Here is a 19,938-nt window from a genome sequence, read left to right on the forward strand (position 1 = left end):
ATGAAAGCCTTCGCCACGCTGCTCGACCGCCTCGTTCTCACCCCTTCGCGCAACGGCAAACTGAAGCTGCTGACAGATTATTTCCGCGATACGCCCGATCCAGACCGAGGCTACGGGCTGGCGGCGATTGCCGGCACGCTGGACTTGAAAAGCGTCAAACCCGCCCTGCTGCGCGAGCTCGTGCTGGAGCGGATGGACGAGGTGCTGTTCCGTTACTCCTATGATTATGTCGGCGATCTGGCCGAAACCATTTCGCTGGTCTGGGGCAATATCGGCGGAGCGGATGATTCCGAGGCGCAGGACCCGCGCCTCGGCGACGTCGTGACACTGATGAATTCACTCGGCCGCACGGAGGTACGCGGCGCGGTGCGCGATCTTCTCGACCGGCTCGATACATCCTCGCGTTTCGCTTTCATCAAACTCGCCACCGGCAGCCTGCGCATCGGCGTTTCGGCCCGGCTGGCACGGCAGGCGCTGGCGGATTTCGCCGGGAAAGACATCACCGAAATCGAGACCCTCTGGCACGGGCTGACGCCGCCCTATACGCCGCTTTTCGCTTGGCTGGAGGGCAAGTCCGATCGTCCGGTACTGGCGACGCCCGCCATCTTCCACTCGGTGATGCTGGCAACGCCGGTGGCGGATGGCGACCTCGATGCGCTGGACCCGGCCGATTACGCCGCCGAATGGAAATGGGACGGCATTCGCGTGCAATTGTCCCGCGCAGGCGCCACGCGAAAACTCTACTCCCGCTCCGGCGACGATATTTCCGGCGCCTTTCCCGATGTTCTGGAGGCGATCGATTTCGAAGGCGTGATGGATGGTGAGTTGCTGATCGGCGGCACAGCGCGCTCCAACAATCTCACCCGCACCTTTTCCGACCTGCAGCAGCGGCTGAACCGCAAGTCGGTGACAGCGAAGATGCTGGATGACTATCCAGCCTTCATCCGCGCCTATGACCTGCTGTTCGATGGAGAGAGCGATATTCGCGCCGAAAGCTACATGGAGCGCCGCGGCCGCCTGTCGAATATCATCGAGCACGCGCCGCATGATCGTTTCGACCTCTCGCCGCTGATCGGCTTTTCCAGCTGGCAGGAACTCGACACGCTGCGCGCCGCCCCTCCCGATCCGGTGATCGAGGGCGTGATGATCAAGCGCCGCGACAGCGCCTATCAGGCCGGCCGCGCCAAGGGGCCATGGTTCAAGTGGAAACGCGATCCCTATAATATCGACGCCGTGATGATGTATGCGCAGCGCGGCCACGGCAAAAGGTCGAGCTATTACTCCGATTTCACCTTCGGCGTCTGGGCGGAAGGCGAGGATGGCGAGCAGCTGGTGCCTGTCGGAAAGGCCTATTTCGGCTTCACCGATGCGGAGCTGGAGGTGCTGGACAAGTTCGTGCGCGACAACACGGTCGAGCGTTTCGGCCCGGTGCGGGCGGTGCGCGCCACACCGGATTTCGGCTTCGTGCTGGAGGTGGCCTTCGAGGGCATCAACCGTTCCACCCGCCACAAATCCGGCGTTGCCATGCGCTTCCCGCGCATTGCGCGGCTGCGTGCTGACAAGCTGCCGGCGGAGGCGGACAGGCTTTCGACGCTGGTAGCGATGATCGATGGCGTGGAAGTGTAGGGTGCCTTGGCCGCCCCCTCATCCTTCGTGGCAGGCACGGAAACGGGGAAGACGCTGTCCAGAAATTGCCATGATGGCTGCGAATACATTGTTGTCATTCGCGAATCCGTGATTGGACAGCCTCCCGCCGCAGTGTTGAACTGCTGTTACAACCATCCCTTCAGGTGACCATATGGCAAACAAACGCTTTCTTTCCTCAGCCTTCGGACAGGAAGAGAGCGGCACCGTCTTGCCGAGCCTGACCCGGCGAAGCCTTCTGGTCTGCGCCATGGGGCTGTCAGCGGCTGCATTTTTGCCGCTGCGCGCGAAAGCGGGCGTTGCCGCGCCAGAGGTGTTGCCGCTGGAGCGGCAGGATTATGCGGAGGCGCGCAAACGGTTCCACACCCATCTCTTGCGAAAAATGGCTGCGCCGGAAAAATCCTCGGCGCTCGGCACGCCGCCCGGGGCGGAACGGGTCACCTATCCCGGCGGGCCGGATGGCTCCATCGAACTTGTCGCTTGGCTCTCCCATTACCAGCCGTCAAAAACGCTGAAGCCCGCCGTACTTTTTCTTCATGGCGGCAACGCCACCGGAGACGGCCATTGGGCGCTGATGAAGCCCTATTGGGAAGCGGGCTATGTCGTGCTTCTGCCGTCCTTCCGTGGTGAAAACGGCCAGAGCGGCAATTATTCCGGTTTCTATGACGAAACGGCGGATGCGCTGGCGGCGGCCACCTATCTGGAAAACCTTCCCGGTATCGACAGAAACCGCTTCTTCATCGCCGGCCATTCCAATGGCGGCACGCTGACGCTTCTGGCCGCCATGAGCCGCAGGTTCCGCGCCGCGGCCCCCATCTCCGCCGGCGTCAATTCCTGGCGTTATTTCAACCGCTATAGCGACGAGATCTGTTTCGACGAGACCGACGAGCGCGAATTCATCATGCGCTCCTCCGTCTGTTTCGGCCCCAGCCTCAAATGTCCGGCGCTGCTTCTACGCGGCACGGAGGAGCGGCCTTTCGATGCCGATCACCAGCTTTTCGTGGATCGCGCCCTGACATCCGGCTTCAAGGTTGACAGGAAGCTGTTGCCCGGCACCCATAACGGCGTGGTGCCGCATGCGGTCGAGGAAAGCATCCGCCTTTTCAACGCCTTCGTCTGAAATGCGAACTGTGCCGCTGTCTAGGAACGTCTGAGGTTCAGGAGCATGTCCGGTAAAACCGCTTCGCACGTTTACCGCAGATGCCCTAGTTCTTGACGATGGACGTCTTTGCCTGCTCCGCCCACCATGCGCCGTCTTTTTTGTCGGCATATTGGGCGCGCTTATTGGTGAACTGCCCCTGGGTGCACATTTCGCGGTAATTGCGGACCGGCAGGCCGAGCTCCTTGACGACGGCATGCACCACCGTCGGGCCGGTCATGTCATAGACGCTGGCGAGTGTTCCGTCTTCGATATTCTGGGAAATACGGTCGGCCATCAGCCTGAGCGCCGGGTGGCCGGGCCTGGAGGCCATGAAGTAATTCGTGATCTCGCCGCTTTTCATGGCGATGAAAACGGCCTCTTCCTGCGGGCCGATCACATCCTCGGGGCGGGCCGCAAAATTGGAATCGATATCGAGATAGATGCCGCCTTCCTGCAGCAGCACCAGAATACGCCAGAAATCCGCCTTGGCGGCGCCCACCTGCAGGCGACGGAAGGCGTCGGCGTAACGTCCGGGAAAATGCCGGTCGATATAGGTCTGGCACGCTTCGTCATCATGGTAGCGATATTCGAATTCCGGCGTCAGCCAACGGTTGAACAGGAAATTCGCATAGATCGGCGTCGTTACCCGGTTGGAGTAATTCGTCTGCCAGATGATGCGGGGAATGGCCTTTTCCGATTTCGGGCTGCGTCTGGCTGGCTGATATTGCGGAAGCGTTTTTCTTCTGCCGGGCCGGATGAACAAATCGATGGAAAAGATGACCTTGGCGATGTTTCCACCGATCTTGATCGCGCGGTACGCGATGCGGTTATAGCCATGCTTTGCCAAGTTCAGCGCTCCTGCGCGTGGAATCGATTGTCACGCACGTGGAAACGGCGGTACGCGGTATTTATTGGACGCAATTAGTTTGTCAATATGCCGTAAATGAGACGGCCGGGCCTCGATTGACGAGACCCGGCCGTCTTGCATGCGAATGGAATGTCAGCCCTTGTTGCGGTTGAAATAGCCGAGCAGCCGCATGGCGTTGGCGGTCACCAGAACCGTCGCGCCGGTATCGGCGAAGACGGCGAGCCACAGGCCCGAAACGCCGGTGACGGTGGTGACAAGGAAGACCGCCTTCAGGCCGAGCGCGATGGTCACGTTCTGGCGGATATTGCTCATGGTGGCGCGCGACAGGCCGATCAGGCGGGCGGCGTCGCCGACATTGTTGCGCATCAGCGCCGCATCCGCAGCTTCCATCGCCACGTCAGTGCCCGAACCGATGGCGACGCCGACGCTGGCCGCCGCAAGGGCCGGCGCATCGTTGATGCCATCGCCCACCATCACCACGGTCTTCTTTTCGGCAAGCTTGCGGATTTCCTCGACCTTGTTCTGCGGCAAGAGTTCACCGCGCGCCTCAAGGCCCAGCTTGTTGCCGATGGCGCGCGCCGTGCGGGCATTGTCGCCCGACAGCATCAGCGAGGAAATGCCCATTTCCTTCAGCGCTTTCACGCCTTCGGCCGCATCCTTGCGCGGCTCATCGCGCATGGCGAAGAGGCCGCTTGCCGCGCCGCCGGTCATCACGACCGCCACCGTCTTGCCTTCGCTTTCCAGCGCGGAAATACGGTCGGCAAGATCCTTCGAGAGGGTGCCGACCTCCGTCGCAAAACGCGGTGCGCCGATGAACAGGTCTTTCCCACCGACATTGCCCTGCATGCCGCGACCGGAAATCGCCTTGATGTTGGAGCCGGGCAGGGGCTTCACGCCCAGCTTTTCGGCATGATTGACGATGGCGCGGGCGAGCGGATGGCTCGATTCGTGCTCGATGGTTGCGGCCTGCGCAATCAGCTCTGCGTCGTTGCCGTCAAGCGCCACCACGTCGGTCACGACAGGTTCGCCGAGCGTCAGCGTGCCGGTCTTGTCGAAGGCGACGGTTTCGGTGCGCGCCAGCATTTCGATGACCGCGCCGCCCTTCACCAGCATGCCATGGCGTGCCGCTGCCGAAAGGCTGGAGGCGATGGCGGCGGGAACCGAAATGACCAGCGCGCAGGGGCAACCGATCAGCAGCAGGGCGAGACCGCGATAAATCCACGTATCCCAGTCGCCGAGGCCGACAAGCGGCGGCACGATGATGGTGAGCACCGAGATCGCCACGATCAGCGGCATGTAATAACGCGAGAAGCTCTGGATGAAACGCTCGGTCGGCGCACGCGCATCCTGCGCTTCCTCGACGAGCGTGATGATGCGGGCAATGGTGTTGTCTTCCGGTGCGCGGTCGACGCGGATGCGCAGCGAGCCGTCGTGGTTGATCGAGCCGGCAAAGACGCGTGCGCCCTTTTCCTTGGCGACGGGAATGCTCTCGCCGGTCATCGGCGATTCATCGACGCTCGACTGGCCTTCCATGACAACGCCATCGGCGGCGATGCGGTCGCCGGGACGCGCCACGACCACCTGGCCGATGCGCACCTGATCGGCCGCGACCTGTCGCAGCGCGCCGTTTTCCTCCACCAGAGCCGTTTTCGGCAGGAGCGAACCGAGCGCCTTGATGCCCGAGCGGGCGCGGGCAGCCGCGAAACCTTCCAGCAATTCGCCGATGGAGAAAAGCAGCACGACGATGGCCGCCTCTTCCGCCTCGCCGATGATGATCGCGCCGATGGCGGCAATCGTCATCAGCATTTCGATGGTGAAGACCGCGCCGAAACGGGCGGCGTTGAAGGCGTTCTTCGCGATCGGGAACAGCGTGACAAGCGTGGCGATGATGAAGGCGTAACCGCCCCATGCCGGGAAGCTCAGTTCCGCTGCATAGGCGATGGCGACGAGAACGGTGCCGGTGAAGGTGTTGCGCGCCTTTGCGGTGCGCCACCACGCGCCTTTTTCATCCGCGCCATGGGCATGTCCCACTTCCGCGCTCTGGGCTGCGGCCACGGGTGCGGAACCATGTGAATGTTTTGCGTGGTCGTGACCGGAATGGTCATGTTTGGAATGGTCGTGGTCACTATGGTCATGCCCGTCGCAGGAATGGTGCTCGTGCCCGGAATGGTCATGTCCGGAATGATCGTGCGCATGGTCATGGTCGTGGTGATGGCCACTGCACGACCCATGGTCATGGTCGTGAGTGATCCGCGACTTTTTCGCGCGCGGTCTTTTCCTGCGGCAGCAGGGCTGGTTTGAAACCGAGCTTGCGCAGCGTGTCCTCGATTTTTTCGACCGGGGTTTTGCTCTCGGCCAGCGAAAGGTTCAGCCTTTCGCGTGCAACGGAAACCTTGACGTCGGCAACGCCGGGCAGGCGGGAGAGCGCGGTCTCGATCTTGGCCGCACAGCTGCCGCAATCCATGCCGCCGACCGAAAAGGTCAGCGCATTGCTGTTGTCGGCGCTCGTTCCGGTATCGGCATGGTGGCCGCCGCAGGACGAATGATCGTGATCATCATGGTCGTGGCCGTGACGATCCGCCTCGACTTTTGCGCGGGAGACTTTTTCCTGCGGCAGCAAAGCGGGTTTGAATCCGAGCTTGCGCAGCGTGTCTTCGATTTTTTCGACCGAGGTTTTGCTTTCGGCGAGCGAAAGGTTCAGCCTTTCGCGCGCAACGGAAACCTTGACGTCGGCAACGCCCGGCAGGCGGGAAAGCGCGGTTTCGATTTTCGCCGCGCAGCTGCCGCAATCCATGCCGCCAACGGAGAAGGTCAGTTGCTCGTCGTCTTTGCCCTTGATGTTTATGCCTGTCGAAATATTCATGGTTTCCGCTCCTGAATTCCAGTCGACAGCCAATCTGGCACCTCTAGCAACTAGAGCTTCAAGAGGAAAAATGCGGTTTTTCGATTTTTTTTGAAAAACCGACGCCAGCTTCGCGCCAGCCGCACGGTTCATCATGCCGGCAGATTGGATTCCATGAAGCGGTTCAGATGATAGCACTCCTTTTGAAAAACGGTCGCCGGGCGGCCTCTCTGGCGGGGCTCGCCCTGCTGCCTCTCATGAGCGGCTGCCTTTTCGTGACGGATACGACCCGGATGGACCCGGATGTCTTCGTCAGGGAAACGGCGCCGGTGTTCAATTTCAACTCCGTCAGCTCCAATCGCCAGCCGGAACTGCCGCCGCAGCCGGGCCAGCTTTCGACGCGCCCGCCGGATCTGTTCAGAACCCGCTTCCATCAGGAATACGGTCCGCCGGTGCGCGGGCAGGGTCTGCAAGCCCCGCAGGTGCAGGGTTCTAACGCGCCGCAGCCGCAGGGTCAGGCGATGGCCTATGGCCTGCCGGTCTCCAATCCGCTGCACCGGGTCATGTATGGCCCGATCCGCGATGAGGACCGCTCGCTGCCGGCCATTCCCTATGGCCGCATCGATCCGCGTTATCTCAGGCAGGAAGTGAGCTACCAGACGGCGGAAGCCCCCGGCACCATTATCGTCGATACCAGACAGCATTTTCTCTATCTCGTGCAGTCCGGCGGCAAGGCGATCCGTTACGGCGTTGGCCTTGGGCGCGACGGTTATGCCTGGTCGGGCCGCGGCAAGATCCAGTGGAAGGCGAAATGGCCGCGCTGGACGCCGCCCGATGAAATGGTCAAGCGCCAGCCGGAACTCGCCTCCATCTCCGCCGCCAATGGCGGCATGACGCCCGGTCTCAACAACCCGCTCGGCGCGCGTGCGCTTTATATCTTCAAGGATGGCAAGGACACGCTTTACCGCGTGCATGGCACGCCGGACTGGCAATCCGTCGGCAAGGCGACGTCCTCCGGCTGCGTGCGCATGCTCAATCAGGATGTGATCGATCTCTACGAGCGTGTGCCGCAAGGGGCGCAGATTGTGGTTATCTGAACACGTTCTAAAAGAAAGAGATATTGGACCCATTCCGCCAGCGCCTTGTGACTGGCTTTTAGCGGTCGGTTAACTATTTTCGCAATACGCATGACACGGAACAAATGACGTACAACGGCGATATAGCCGTTCGAAATGTGGGACAAACCGGCCTTATGACAAGCACCGACACAGATCTTTCCAGACGCACCTTCCTTTCCCTTCTCGGCATCTCCTCCGCTTCGCTTCTCGCAGGCTGCGCCTCGTCGGGCACGGGAGACGCCATTCGCCAGCAGGCAAGCGCCATCGGCAGCGATTTCCGGCAGATGTTCTCGCCGGGCGTCAGCGATGCGGAACTGGCCGTCATGTACGGCTCGGTTGAGGATGGCGGTTACGTCATTCCCGCCGTCCCCTATCAGAAAATCGACCGCCGTTATTATCGCCAGCGGGTCGTCGACCCGACCGGCGAACGCCCCGGCACCGTGGTTGTCGATACGCGCTCGCGCTTCCTTTATGTCGTGGAGCAGGGCGGCAGCGCCATGCGTTACGGCGTCGGCATCGGCCGCGAAGGTTTCGCCTGGTCGGGCGAGGGCGTCATCCAGTGGCGTCAGAAGTGGCCGAAATGGACCCCGCCGGACGAAATGGTCGCCCGCCAGCCGGAACTGGTCAAATATTCCTCCAAGAACGGCGGCATGCCGCCGGGCCTGAAGAACCCGCTCGGCGCACGCGCCCTTTATATCTTCCAGAACGGCAAGGACACGCTCTACCGCCTGCACGGTTCGCCGGAATGGAACTCCATCGGCAAGGCCGTCTCTTCCGGCTGCGTGCGCCTGATGAACCAGGACGTCATCGATCTTTACGACCGCGTGCCGCAGAAGGCGCGTGTGGTGGTCTGGCAGTAAGCCGAGCCTCCTTTGCATAAAAAGGCGGCCCTGTGCCGCCTTTAATTTAAGGAAAACCTGTCCCCATACTCGACGTCATCCTCGGGCTCGTCCCGAGGATCTAATCACGTCGCACTAAATCAATACGTTGCAGATGCTCGGGACAGGCCCGAGCATGACGGAAGAGAGATTGTCAGCCCTTGTGACTTGCCGGAGGGTTACGGACGGCTGAGACTGTCCTTCAGCGCATTCACCCGGTCGCGAATCTGCACCAGCTCCTCCAGCCCGCAGCCGGTGGCGCTGCCGATTGCCGCCATGATCTTCACGCCCTCTTTCTTGAGGTTCGCGCCCTTCGGCGTCAGGGCCACCAGCACCTGCCGCTCATCCACCGTGCCGCGCTTGCGGGTAATCAGCCCCGCATGTTCGAGCCTTTTCAGCAACGGCGACAGCGTGCCCGAATCGAGGCCCAGCATTTCGCCGAGCGCCTTGACGGTGGATGTCTCCTTTTCCCACAGCGCCATCATCACCAGATATTGCGGATAGGTCAGCCCAATCGGGTCGAGCAGCGGCTTATAGGCGCGCGTGAAGGCGTGTGCCGCGCCATAAAGGGCAAAACATATCTGCTGGTCCAGCCTCAACAGGCTTTCCATCTTCTTCTCGTCGCCCTCTGCGTCCATTTTCCTGCTCCAAAATCAACCGGGAAGGGAACAATCAGCCCCCGCTTTCGGTTCCTGCCGCATGGATGCGCGGCGAAATTTCGTGAAAATTATCGCAAAAAACAAAATTTCATTCAATGTGCAAAACTATATTGCGCACAATTTAATTGTGCGTTATAAGATGCCCAACACCAACCCGAAGGAGTAAATGTCATGCCCATTCTCTACACGACCAAAGCATCCGCCACCGGTGGCCGCGCCGGCAACGCCAAGTCGGAAGACGGCGTTCTCGACGTGACGCTGACCGTTCCGAAGGAGCTGGGCGGCGATGGCGCCCGTGGCACCAATCCGGAGCAGCTTTTCGCAGCCGGTTATTCCGCCTGCTTCCTGGGCGCGCTGAAATTTGTCGCCGGCAAGGAAAAGGTAAAGATTCCTGAAGACACGACTGTGACGGCAACCGTTGGCATCGGCCCGCGCGAAGATGGCGGCGGCTTCGGCATCGAAGTGTCGCTGAAGGCCAATATTCCGGGCGTCGAGCGCGAAGTCGCCGAAAAGCTGGTTGCCGCCGCTCACATCGTCTGCCCGTACAGCCACGCCATGCGCACCTCCACGGAAGTGCCGGTCTCGGTGGCCTGATCCAATTCGCGTGAGCAAGCTATCTGAACAATGAGGCCGGGTTCATCCCGGCCTTCTTGTTTTCAGAAAGAAAAATGCTATATTCTTTCCAAGGAAAGGATATGCGCCATGAATATTCACGCCAGGAGCGCCATGGATCCCGCCTCGCAGGGCAGGGTCGTCACCAAGGCCGTTATCGCCGCCGCCGAGCGGCTGGGCCTGAATGCCGCACGCACGGCCGATATTCTCGGCGTTTCGGCCCCCACCGTGTCGCGCATGAAACGGCTCGATTTCCTGCTGGAGCCGGGCGCCAAATCCTTCGAGCTTGCGGTGCTGCTGATCCGGGTTTTCCGCTCGCTGGATGCGATTGCCGGCGGCGATGAGGCCGTGGCGAAAAACTGGCTGCGCAATCACAATGTCGCGCTGAACGCCGTGCCTGCCGACAAACTGACCACCATTACCGGATTGATCGATGTCCTCTCCTATCTGGACGCCCGACGCGCTCCTGTCTGAAAAACGCGCCGTATCGGGAAAATACTGGCGGCTGGTGGAAGCGCAGCATCAGGTTTCCACCATGAAACTGGTGGATACGGTGGAGGAGCAATCGCTGCTGGAAGATATTCTGGAGACGAGCAAGCGGCCGTTTCCACCGGAATGCGCCGGTTTCGACTATCTTCTCGCCACGCCCTTCCGATATGGAGCCGCCTATCCGCATGGTTCGCGCTTCCGCCGCGCGGGCTATACCGAAGGCGTTTATTACGCCGCCCAGAAGGTGGAGACGGCGCTCGCCGAAATGGCCTTTTACCGGCTGCTGTTTTATGCTGAGTCGCCGGGCACGCCGCTGCCCGCCAATCCCGCCGACTATTCCGCCTTCGCCGCCCGTATCGCCACCGATGCGGCGCTCAACCTGACGAAACCGGAACTGAGCCGGGATGCTCGCCTGTGGACCGATCTGCAGAATTACGAGCCATGCCAGGCGCTGGCCGATCAGGCGCGTCTGGCGAAGATCGAGGCTATCCTCTATCGCTCGGTACGCGACCCCGCCGGCGGCCTCAACATCGCGGTTCTGTCGCCGAAGGCTTTTGCCGCGAAGACACCGGTGGAACGGATGAGCTGGCGTATCCACCTGTCGAAAACAGGGGTGCAGGCGCTCTGCGAATTTCCGATGCGCAGAACGGGTTTTGCAGTTTTGGATTTCGCCGGCGATCCACGCCTCGCCAGCCTTTTGGGCTGACGGGCGTTTGCTTTTCAAGACCATCAGGCCGAGGCGAAAAACCCTTCCGGATCGTCGACTTCCACCAGCCTGCGCTTGTCGATCAGCCAGAAGCGGGTTCCGACAGCCCGCACGAAACTCCTGTCATGCGAGACGAACACGCAGCTGGCTTCGCGGCTGATGATTTCCGTCTCCAGCGCTTCCTGCCCCTCAATATCCAGATGGTTGGTGGGCTCGTCCAGCAGGTAGAAATTCGGCTCCGCCAGCCGCAGCGCCAGCATGGCAAGCCGGGCCTTCTGCCCACCGGAAAGGGCGGCGATGCGGCGTTTCTGCATTTCCATGTCGATCCCGGCGCCCGCAAGCAGGCCGTGGATGAGCTGGTCGCCAATGTCGAAGCGGCGGGACAGCAGTGAAACGGGCGTGCTGTCATCATCGATCTCGGCGAGCGACTGGTCGACATATCCGGCCACCAGCGAGGGCGTGGCCTTGATGCCGTCCTGTATCTGGCCCGCGCCCGATACGGCCGCCTGCAGAAGCGACATCAGCCGTGTCTTGCCGACGCCGTTGCGGCCGAGAATGACGATGCGGTCCCCCTGACGGACAAATTGCCGGCCGGTGCGAAACAGCACCGTTCCGTCCGGCGTCGAGACCGGCGCATCTTCCAGAGTGACCAGAACCCTGGCATGGGTGCCGCGATTGGCGAGCTGGATCTTGCCGGCGGATCGCTCGATATGGGCGGGCCGCGCCTTCTCCTCGATCTTTTCCGCACGCTCACGCAACTGCTTGGTCTTGACGGTCAGAAGATCGCTGCCGGAATTGATGCCGATATTGTTGAGCTTGGCGGCCTGCCGGCGCAATTGCTGGGCGGTTTTCATGTCGCGCTGGAAACGCCGCTCATCGGCGGCATCCTCTTCTTCCAGCACCGCCCGTGCATGGCCATAGGGCAACCGGAACAGCGCCGAATTTTCAGGCCGCAGGAACAGCGTGCTCCTGGTGACATTGTCGAGAAAGGCGCGGTCATGGCTGACGATGATGACAGCCGTATCGCGCGGCAATTCACCGAGCCAGTTTTCCAGCACATTGATCTTTTCGAGGTCGAGATGGTTGGTCGGCTCGTCGAGCAGCAGCACATCCGGCTCGGTGATCCACGCCCGCGCCAGCATGGCAAGCCTCTGCCAGCCGCCGCTCAGCTCTTTCAGGCGGCGCTCGCGGAACGGCTCCGGCACCAGCATGGCGTCGAAAATAATGTCGGCACGCCAGCTCTCGCTGTCGATCGTGTCCGCCGGCAGGGCGGAAAGCACGGCGTCCCGCATCGTCCGGTCCATCAGCGGGGCGGGCAGATGCTGGTGGACGATGGACTGCGTCAGCCCGCGCAGCCGGGTGATATCGCCGCTGGTGGGCTCCATGTCCCCGGAAAGGCAATGGAGAAGGGTGGATTTGCCGCAGCCATTGGCGGCGACGATGCCGATGCGGTCTCCCGCATTCACCGTGAGGCTGAGATTGGAAAAAAGCGGCTTGCCCAGAATGATTCCGAGGTTTCGAAGCGTGATGATGGTCATGAAGTCGTCTCTGGCAAGACGGACCCGTGACGAACCGTGGTCTGCTACAGGCAGTACGGGGTTTCGGTTCGGGGTGATCCGTCGTGAAAACATGCGCAACGGCAGACAAGCTGCATTCTGCGCGGCCTTTTGGGCAAACCAGAGTGTTGGTGTTCCGGTCAGCCCTGCAAACGTGTCTGCAGGGCAAAAAGGTGGCAGAGCTGACGATTGCGCCAGAAGCAGGAAATATCCATGCGAAGCCTCCTTTCTTGAAACGGGTTGAACCGCTTCACCATTAACAGCGGCGATTGTTCGAGGCAACGGCTTTTGCAACGGCAGGCGGGGCGGAAGAATGCGGCAAGCCCGCACCCTCCCATTCTAATCCGGCGCTCGCCTGAGCGGCCTTTATTGCTTCGCGACACGCGCGCGCAGTTCTTCCACATGCGCGGCGATTTCCGGCGTTACGGCGTCGCCGAAGTCTTCCATTTCAAACATCGGGCGGATTTCGATTTCGCTGCGCTCCAGCATCGGGTTCGGGCAGCGCTTCACCCAGGCCACGGCCTCGTCCATGTCCTTCACAGTCCAGATCCAGAAGCCGGCGACCAGCTCGTTGGTGTGCGGGAAGGGGCCGTCGATCACCGTGCGGCTGTCACCGTCGAACACAACCCTCTTGCCCCTGGAAGAGGGGTGCAGGCCGTCGCCGGATTGCATGATGCCGGCATTGACCAGCTCTTCATTGTATTTCCCCATCGCCTCGATCAGCTCGGTCGTGGGCATGACGCCGTCTTCGCTGCTTTTGGTGGCTTTTACAAAAACGATTGCACGCATGATCATTCCTCCTTGATTGCGCTTTCTTCGTAGTTTCGCTCCCCGGCACGACGGCCGGATGACATTGTCGCCGACAAAAGTGGCGTCATGCCGTCAATCCTGTCAGCCGAGGTCGATAAGGTCACGGCGCAGCCGGTCGGGGTCGCCGCTGCCGATGCGGGCTTCGATTTCGGCATGGGTCTGTTCCCAGATGGGGAAGGCGGCGGCGAGCAATGCCATGCCGTCCGCCGTCAGCCGCAGCCGCTTGCCGCGCTTGTCCTTCGGGTCCTGCTCGATGCTGACCAGCCCGCGCCGCTCCAGCGGCTTCAGCGCCGCCGTCAGCGTCGTGCGGTCCATGGCCAGAAGATTGGCGACCGGTCCCATCGGCGGCGGCTCGGGCCGGTTGAGCGACATCAGCAGCGAAAATTGTCCATTGGTAATGCCGACCGGCTTCAGCGCATTGTCGAACAACCGCGCCAAAGCCCGTGCGGCGCGCTGCGCATGCAGGCACAGACAGGCATCCCGCACGAAAAGAGTTGTCGAAAAAGGAATCGCGCTGGCGTTTGACATAAGATAAATATGTTGATATCAACCTAATTAGTCAAGCGGAACTTGATGCCCCGCAGACTGTTTATTGACTTTCAGCACAGAAATAGCCGGTGCCCACCGTAAAAGCGGGGCGGCGCCGTGGTGAAAGACGGATCCAAGGAGGAAAGATCATGTCTCATCCCGTCGTTTCGAAAGAGGAGTGGCTTGCGGCCCGCCGCGATCTGCTGGTGAAGGAAAAGGAAATGACCCGCGCCCGCGACAGGCTGAACGAGGCCCGGCGTGCGCTGCCCTGGGAAGAAGTGACGAAGGATTATATCTTCGATGCCCCTTCCGGCCCCAAATCGCTGAAAGAACTGTTCGGCACCTGCAGCCAGCTCATCGTCTATCACTTCATGCTGGCGCCGGACTGGGAGGAGGGCTGCGTCGGTTGCTCATTCTTTGCCGATCATGTCGATGGCGCGCTGATCCACCTCAAGCATGGCGATGCGGGCTTCGTTGCCGTGTCGCGCGCGCCGCTTGAGAAGATCGAAAACTACAGGAACCGCATGGGCTGGAAATTCCCGTGGGTTTCGGCCGAAAGCAGCGATTTCAACTACGATTATCAGGCCTCCTTCCGCGACGAGGACATGGCCAAAGGTGAAATCACCTATAATTACCGTGACATGGCGCCCTATGGCGACCTGAAGGACCTGCACGGCATCAGCGTTTTCGCCAAGGGCGATGACGGCAAGATTTACCACACCTATTCCACTTACGCCCGCGGCGCGGAACAGACGCTCGGCACGCTGATGCTGCTCGATCTGGTGCCAAAAGGCCGTAACGAGGAGGAGGTAATGGATTGGGTGCGCCGCCACGACCAGTATGAGGACGCGCCGAAGGCGGCAGCCTGCTGCCACTGAAAACTGACGAATGAGGAGGAAACAACAATGGAAATGGAAATCGCCAAGCCGCAGAAGGAACATGAGTTCCTGAAAAGGATCGTCGGAGACTGGGTCATGACCTCCAGTTCCGGCCATGAGGACTACAATGCCGACGACCCGTCGCAGCAATTCACCGAGACCGTCCGCTCCGTCGGCGGCTTGTGGATCATCGGCAACGGCACCGGCAAGATGCCTGACGGCACGGATATGACGGCTGTGATCACGGTCGGTTTCGACCCGGCCAAGGGCAATTTCGTCGGCACCTGGGTGGGGTCGATGATGACCAATCTCTGGGTCTACAAGGGCTGGCTGGAAGAGGACGGCAAGACCCTGACGCTGGAAGCGGAAGGCCCCGCCTTCGACGGTTCCGGCGGCACCGCTACCTATCACGACGTGCTGGTGCTGCATGACGACAATCACCGCAGCTTTTCCGGCAGCGTCAGGCAGCCGGACGGCACATTCAAAACCTTCATGACATCGGAATTCCGCCGTAAGGCCTGAGGTCCTGCGAAAATTTCACCCGAAAACCACCGGCGCCGCCGCATCCTGCGGCGGGCGCTTGCCGAAACACACCCGCCAAACCCTCCATAGGAGACGACAATGTCCGATACACATGGAAAATTCATCTGGGTCGAGCTGATGACGCCCGACATGGAAGCGGCAGCCCGCTTTTATGGTCATGTCGTCGGCTGGCAGACCAAGGATTTCGGCTCGCCGGAAATGCCCTATCTGGTGCTGGAGGCCGATGGCAAGGGCATGGGCGGCGTCATGGAGCTGACCGACGAGCACAAGGGCCAGGGCATTCCCCCGAACTGGACCGCCTATGTCGATGTCGACGATGTGGACGCGACGGCGAAACAATTCGCTGAAAAGGGCGGTGCGGTCAGACGTCCGCCGCAGGATATTCCCGAAATCGGCCGCTTCGCCGTGGTCGCCGATCCCTTCGGTGCGGTGCTCTGCATCATGACGCCGCAGCCGATGGAAACAGGCGGCTTCCCGGAGGATATGCAGGAAAAGCAGGGCCATGTCGGCTGGCACGAGCTCTTCACCGATAATGTCGACGAGGCCATGGCCTTTTACGGCGATGTTTTCGGCTGGACCAAGGACCATGATTTCGACATGGGCGACATGGGCCCGTACCGCATCTTCGCCTACAGGGGCAAGGCCGTCGGCGGCATGATGAAACGCATGCCGCAGGTCCCCGTCTGTCACTGGGGTTATTACTTCAATGTGGACGGTATCGATGAAGCTATCACCCGCGTCAGCACCGGTGGCGGCAAGGTCGTCAACGGTCCGATGGAGGTTCCCGGCGGAAGCTGGATCGTCAATTGCGTCGATCCGCAGGGCGCTTATTTCTCGCTGGTTTCGCAGAGGAAATAGCCCTGTTTTCTAACGGTCTGCCGGGGCTCGCTCCGGCAGACTACCGCTCTCTCGACAGGCGGACGTGATCGATGAAGGCGCGCAGCTTCGGCGCAAGATTGCGACGGTTGGGATAATAGAGATAAAATCCCGCGAAGGTCGGGGAGTGGTCTTCCAGCATCGAAACGAGCTGCCCGCTCTCCAGATAGGGGCGGAACGTTTCTTCCATGCCGAATGTGATGCCCGCACCGGCGCAGGCCAGCTTGATCATCAGCTGCATGTCGTTGGTGGTGAAGGCCGGTTCCACCGCCACCGCGAATTCGCGGCCGTTTTCCGCAAATTCCCACCTGTATGGCGCCACACCCGGACGGGGTCGCCAGCCGATACACCTGTGCCCTATCAATTCGCGGGGCTGCGCCGGCAGGCCGAAGCGGTCCCGATAGTGCGGCGAGCAGACGGCGAGCTGCCGCTGCGGCGCGGAAACCGGGACCGCAATCATGTCCTGCGCGATCAGCTCTCCAAGACGCACGCCGGCATCGTAGTGCTCGGCGACGATATCGAATTCCTCGTCCGTCACGACGATATCGAGCTGCACTTCGGGATGTATTTCCGCAAAGCGCGCAAGCAATGGCCCGGATAAAAAGCGCTCGGCTATCGAGGAAACCGCAAGCCGCAACTGCCCGCGCACGGCGCCGCTCAGGGACGATGCGGCATTGGCAGCCGCAACAAGATTGCCGATGGATGGCGACACATCCGCATAAAGCTGCTGTCCCGCTTCCGTCAGGCTGACGCTGCGCGTCGTGCGTTGCACCAGCGCTATTCCCATTGTCTCTTCAAGTTTGCGGATGGTCTGGCTGACGGCGGAGCGGGTTACGCCGAGCCTGTCGGCAACGGCGCGGAAGTTGCGTTCCTCGGCAACCATGCAGAATGTCGAAAGCGCGTTGAGATCGATGTTCATTGGTTAGAAATTCTACCCATTGAGGTTATGATTGAGGCGGTTATCACGACAATGCCCAAGCTTTATCTTCTCCGCAACGGTCGCTTCCAGAAAAGCCGGCCGTAACACCAAGGAGAAAGCCATGACATTGAACAAAGTCGTTCTCATCACAGGTGCATCGAGCGGGATCGGTGAGGGTATCGCAAGGGAACTGGCCGCCGCCGGGGCGAAGCTGGTGCTGGGCGCGCGCCGCATGGACCGCTTGCAGGCGCTTGCCGAAGAATTGCGCGGGAAGGGCGCCGAGGTCGTCATCCAGCCGCTGAACGTGACCGACAGACAGAGCGTCGAGGCCTTTGCGGAGGCAGGGCGCAAGGCGTTCGGGCAGGTCGACGTCATCGTCAACAATGCCGGCATCATGCCGCTGTCGCTGATGTCGTCCCTGAAGGTCGATGAATGGGACCGCATGATCGACGTCAACATCAAGGGCGTGCTTTATGGCGTCGCCGCCGTTCTGCCCGAGATGACCGCCCGCGCTTCCGGCCATATCATCAACATCGCCTCCATCGGTGCGCTCGCCGTTTCGCCTACGGCTGCCGTCTATTGCGCGACGAAATTTGCGGTGCGGGCGATTTCGGACGGGCTGCGGCAGGAAAACCGCGACCTGCGGGTCACCTGCATTCACCCCGGCGTGGTGGAAAGCGAACTTGCCCACACCATCACCGATCCCGCCGCCGCGGAACTGATGCAGACCTATCGGGCCATCGCCCTGAAGCCCGACGCCATCGGCCGCGCGGTGCGTTACGCCATCGAGCAGCCCGACAATGTGGACGTCAATGAAATCGTCGTCCGTCCGACCGCGGCTTAAGGAGGATTGGCAATGAACATTGTTTCGACATCCGTTGCGCTTCTGCTTGCAACGGCTTCCGCCGATACGGGTTCCCGCAAAGCGAGCAACGCCATGGACGTGAATATGACCGAAACGGTTCAAACCCGGAACCACCCCTATATCGGCATGTGGGTCACAGGCGATGGCCACATTCGCCAGGAACTTCTGCCGAATGGCCGGTATGACGAGGCGCGGGGCAACCGCAAAAGCGCCTATCAGGGACGGTATGAGGTGAGGGGAAACCATATCGACTATTGGGACGACACCGGCTTCACCGCCGACGGCGAATTCGTCGACGATGTGCTTTATCACGGCGGCATGATCTTCTATCGCCAGAAGTAAGCCTTGACGCCAATCAAGCGCCGCCCGCCCCATCGAGGGTGGGCGGCGTATCTGTTTTATCGCTTCAAACTACCGAGAATCCCGCGCACGATGGCGCGGCCGACCGAGGTGGCAACCGAGCGGGCAGCACTTTTCATCGCCGCCTCGATTACCGTTTCGCGCTGGTATCCGGTCTTGCGTGCGCCGCCATTGCGCGAGCCGGTGGAGGCCGGTGCGGGTTCTTCATCGCCGAAGCCGGGCAGGCGCCAGCGGCCGGAAGCGCTCTCGGACTGGCTGGCGGCGTTTTCTTCTTCCGCACGTCTGGCGGCTTCTGCATCGGCAGCCTTCTGGGCGCGGGCTGCGAGGATTTCGAAGGCCGATTCCCGGTCCATATCCTGGTCATATTGCCCGGCGACGGGGCTCACATCGATCAGGGACTTGCGCTCCGCATCGGTGAGCGGCCCGACACGGCCGGATGGCGGACGTACCAGCGTGCGCTCGACGATGGAAGGTGCGCCCTTGTCGTGCAGGGTGGAAATCAGCGCCTCACCGGTGCCGAGCGTGGTGATGGTGTCGGCGGTGTTGAAGGCAGGGTTCTGGCGGAAGGTGTCGGCCGCGGTGCGCACCGCCTTCTGCTCACGCGGCGTATAGGCGCGAAGCGCGTGCTGCACGCGGTTGCCGAGCTGGGCGAGAACGGTTTCCGGCACGTCGAGCGGGTTCTGCGTCACGAAATAAACGCCCACGCCCTTGGAGCGGATGAGCCGCACGACCTGTTCCACGCGCTCCACCAGCACCCGCGGCGCGTCGTTGAAGAGCAGATGTGCCTCGTCGAAGAAGAACACCAGACGCGGCTTTTCCGGATCGCCCACTTCCGGCAGCTCTTCGAACAGTTCCGAAAGCATCCAGAGCAGGAAGGTGGCGTAAAGGCGCGGGTTCATCATCAGCCGGTCGGCGGCGAGAACCGAAATCGTGCCAACCCCATCCGTGCCCACACGCATGATGTCGGCGATTTTCAGCGCCGGTTCGCCGAAGAAATTCGCCGCACCCTGCTGTTCCAGAACCAGCAGCCCGCGCTGCAGCGAACCGACCGAAGCCTTGGAAATCAGGCCGAACTGGTTGGAAAGCTCGGTTGCGTTTTCGCCCATATAGTTCAGGAGCGATTGCAGGTCTTTCAGATCGAGCAGCGGCAGCCCGCCCTGATCGGCGATCTTGAAGGCGATGTTGAGCACGCCTTCCTGCGCTTCCGAGGCATCCATCAGCCGGGCAAGCAGCAGCGGCCCCATCTCGGCGATGGTGGCGCGCACACGATGGCCTTTTTCACCGTAGAGATCCCAGAAGATCACTGGCGATTTGCCATAGGCAAAATCGGTGAAGCCGATCTGTTCGGCGCGTTTCTGCACCCAGTCCTTGGCTTCGCCCTGTGCGGCGATGCCGGAAAGATCGCCCTTGATGTCGGCGCAGAAAACCGGCACGCCGGCCTTGGAAAAACCTTCGGCCAGAACCTGCAACGTCACGGTCTTGCCCGTTCCCGTCGCGCCGGTGATGAGGCCGTGGCGGTTGCCGAATTTCAGTTCCAGATATTCGCCCTTGTTCAGGCTGTCGTCCGGATTGCGGCTGGTGCCGATATAGAGCTGTCCGTCCTGCAACATCGACCATTTTCTCCTGCGGCTGGTGCATGACCCTTA

General features: G+C 61.2%; 19 protein-coding genes and 1 pseudogene. 12 read left to right on the top strand and 8 right to left on the bottom strand.

Annotated elements, in window-relative coordinates; translation table 11 throughout:
• Both O3W47_RS20085 and O3W47_RS20090 read left to right on the top strand, forming a co-directional pair.
• Window positions 1–1,626, top strand: coding sequence for a cisplatin damage response ATP-dependent DNA ligase (locus O3W47_RS20085; RefSeq protein WP_269314461.1), 1,626 nt, complete (start codon window positions 1–3; stop codon window positions 1,624–1,626).
• Between the two features lie 172 nt (window positions 1,627–1,798).
• Window positions 1,799–2,764: an alpha/beta hydrolase family protein gene (locus O3W47_RS20090; protein ID WP_269314462.1), complete on the top strand. Its 966-nt coding sequence runs from the start codon at window positions 1,799–1,801 to the stop codon at window positions 2,762–2,764.
• 85 nt (window positions 2,765–2,849) lie between these two features.
• Here the strand turns inward: O3W47_RS20090 and O3W47_RS20095 are convergent, their stop codons facing one another.
• Window positions 2,850–3,632 carry a glycosyltransferase family 32 protein gene (locus O3W47_RS20095; protein ID WP_020812494.1) on the bottom strand — a complete coding sequence of 261 codons (783 nt, stop codon included), beginning with the start codon at window positions 3,630–3,632 and terminating at the stop codon, window positions 2,850–2,852.
• A 153-nt stretch (window positions 3,633–3,785) separates the two neighbouring features.
• Window positions 3,786–6,516 (bottom strand): annotated as a pseudogene (locus O3W47_RS20100) (heavy metal translocating P-type ATPase).
• A 167-nt stretch (window positions 6,517–6,683) separates the two neighbouring features.
• Here O3W47_RS20100 and O3W47_RS20105 point away from each other — a divergent pair.
• Window positions 6,684–7,592 (top strand): L,D-transpeptidase, encoded by a 909-nt coding sequence (locus O3W47_RS20105; RefSeq protein WP_137003037.1) that lies wholly within the window; start codon window positions 6,684–6,686, stop codon window positions 7,590–7,592.
• A gap of 155 nt (window positions 7,593–7,747) precedes the next feature.
• The gene (locus O3W47_RS20110; protein ID WP_065654265.1) at window positions 7,748–8,473 is read left to right on the top strand and encodes a L,D-transpeptidase; all 726 of its coding nucleotides are present in this window, start codon (window positions 7,748–7,750) and stop codon (window positions 8,471–8,473) included.
• A gap of 197 nt (window positions 8,474–8,670) precedes the next feature.
• Here O3W47_RS20110 and O3W47_RS20115 read toward each other — a convergent pair whose 3' ends face one another.
• Window positions 8,671–9,129 (bottom strand): MarR family winged helix-turn-helix transcriptional regulator, encoded by a 459-nt coding sequence (locus tag O3W47_RS20115; protein ID WP_020009598.1) that lies wholly within the window; start codon window positions 9,127–9,129, stop codon window positions 8,671–8,673.
• A gap of 192 nt (window positions 9,130–9,321) precedes the next feature.
• Here O3W47_RS20115 and O3W47_RS20120 point away from each other — a divergent pair, with 192 nt between their 5' ends.
• The 3 genes from O3W47_RS20120 (at window position 9,322) to O3W47_RS20130 (ending at window position 10,957) form a co-directional block, all read left to right on the top strand.
• A complete protein-coding gene (locus O3W47_RS20120) occupies window positions 9,322–9,744 on the top strand; it encodes an organic hydroperoxide resistance protein (RefSeq protein WP_003509379.1) in 423 nt (140 codons plus the stop codon).
• A gap of 108 nt (window positions 9,745–9,852) precedes the next feature.
• Complete coding sequence (locus tag O3W47_RS20125; RefSeq protein WP_003522231.1) at window positions 9,853–10,236, top strand: MbcA/ParS/Xre antitoxin family protein; 384 nt, start codon at window positions 9,853–9,855, stop codon at window positions 10,234–10,236.
• Window positions 10,196–10,957, top strand: a complete 762-nt coding sequence (locus tag O3W47_RS20130; RefSeq protein WP_059754004.1) for an RES family NAD+ phosphorylase — start codon at window positions 10,196–10,198, stop codon at window positions 10,955–10,957. The genes O3W47_RS20125 and O3W47_RS20130 overlap by 41 nt, the downstream gene beginning before the upstream one ends.
• A gap of 23 nt (window positions 10,958–10,980) precedes the next feature.
• Here the strand turns inward: O3W47_RS20130 and O3W47_RS20135 are convergent, their stop codons facing one another.
• From O3W47_RS20135 to O3W47_RS20145, 3 genes are all read right to left on the bottom strand, one after another.
• Entirely contained in the window at window positions 10,981–12,495 is a 1,515-nt protein-coding gene (locus O3W47_RS20135; protein ID WP_269314463.1) for an ABC-F family ATP-binding cassette domain-containing protein, read from the bottom strand.
• 384 nt (window positions 12,496–12,879) lie between these two features.
• Window positions 12,880–13,302, bottom strand: a complete 423-nt coding sequence (locus tag O3W47_RS20140) for a YciI family protein (RefSeq protein ID WP_080818783.1) — start codon at window positions 13,300–13,302, stop codon at window positions 12,880–12,882.
• 102 nt (window positions 13,303–13,404) lie between these two features.
• Window positions 13,405–13,851 carry a MarR family winged helix-turn-helix transcriptional regulator gene (locus O3W47_RS20145; RefSeq protein ID WP_269314464.1) on the bottom strand — a complete coding sequence of 149 codons (447 nt, stop codon included), beginning with the start codon at window positions 13,849–13,851 and terminating at the stop codon, window positions 13,405–13,407.
• A 149-nt stretch (window positions 13,852–14,000) separates the two neighbouring features.
• On the opposite strand from O3W47_RS20145, the gene O3W47_RS20150 reads away from it, so the two are divergent.
• From O3W47_RS20150 to O3W47_RS20160, 3 genes are all read left to right on the top strand, one after another.
• On the top strand, window positions 14,001–14,729 hold the full coding sequence (locus tag O3W47_RS20150) for a DUF899 domain-containing protein (protein WP_262534933.1): 729 nt from the start codon (window positions 14,001–14,003) through the stop codon (window positions 14,727–14,729).
• Window positions 14,730–14,756: 27 nt separating this feature from the next.
• Window positions 14,757–15,251 (top strand): DUF1579 domain-containing protein, encoded by a 495-nt coding sequence (locus O3W47_RS20155; protein ID WP_080817446.1) that lies wholly within the window; start codon window positions 14,757–14,759, stop codon window positions 15,249–15,251.
• Window positions 15,252–15,350: 99 nt separating this feature from the next.
• Complete coding sequence (locus O3W47_RS20160) at window positions 15,351–16,130, top strand: VOC family protein (RefSeq protein WP_137452236.1); 780 nt, start codon at window positions 15,351–15,353, stop codon at window positions 16,128–16,130.
• Window positions 16,131–16,170: 40 nt separating this feature from the next.
• Here O3W47_RS20160 and O3W47_RS20165 read toward each other — a convergent pair whose 3' ends face one another.
• Complete coding sequence (locus tag O3W47_RS20165) at window positions 16,171–17,067, bottom strand: LysR family transcriptional regulator (RefSeq protein ID WP_269314465.1); 897 nt, start codon at window positions 17,065–17,067, stop codon at window positions 16,171–16,173.
• Window positions 17,068–17,188: 121 nt separating this feature from the next.
• On the opposite strand from O3W47_RS20165, the gene O3W47_RS20170 reads away from it, so the two are divergent.
• Both O3W47_RS20170 and O3W47_RS20175 read left to right on the top strand, forming a co-directional pair.
• Window positions 17,189–17,911, top strand: coding sequence for an SDR family oxidoreductase (locus tag O3W47_RS20170; protein WP_137003041.1), 723 nt, complete (start codon window positions 17,189–17,191; stop codon window positions 17,909–17,911).
• Window positions 17,912–17,923: 12 nt separating this feature from the next.
• Entirely contained in the window at window positions 17,924–18,274 is a 351-nt protein-coding gene (locus O3W47_RS20175) for an Atu4866 domain-containing protein (RefSeq protein WP_127756208.1), read from the top strand.
• Window positions 18,275–18,330: 56 nt separating this feature from the next.
• Here the strand turns inward: O3W47_RS20175 and O3W47_RS20180 are convergent, their stop codons facing one another.
• The gene (locus tag O3W47_RS20180; RefSeq protein WP_127756207.1) at window positions 18,331–19,902 is read right to left on the bottom strand and encodes a helicase HerA-like C-terminal domain-containing protein; all 1,572 of its coding nucleotides are present in this window, start codon (window positions 19,900–19,902) and stop codon (window positions 18,331–18,333) included.
• Window positions 19,903–19,938: the final 36 nt, after the last annotated feature.

It is taken from the genome of Agrobacterium sp. LMR679 (genome assembly GCF_027157905.1).
GTDB lineage: Bacteria > Pseudomonadota > Alphaproteobacteria > Rhizobiales > Rhizobiaceae > Agrobacterium > Agrobacterium leguminum.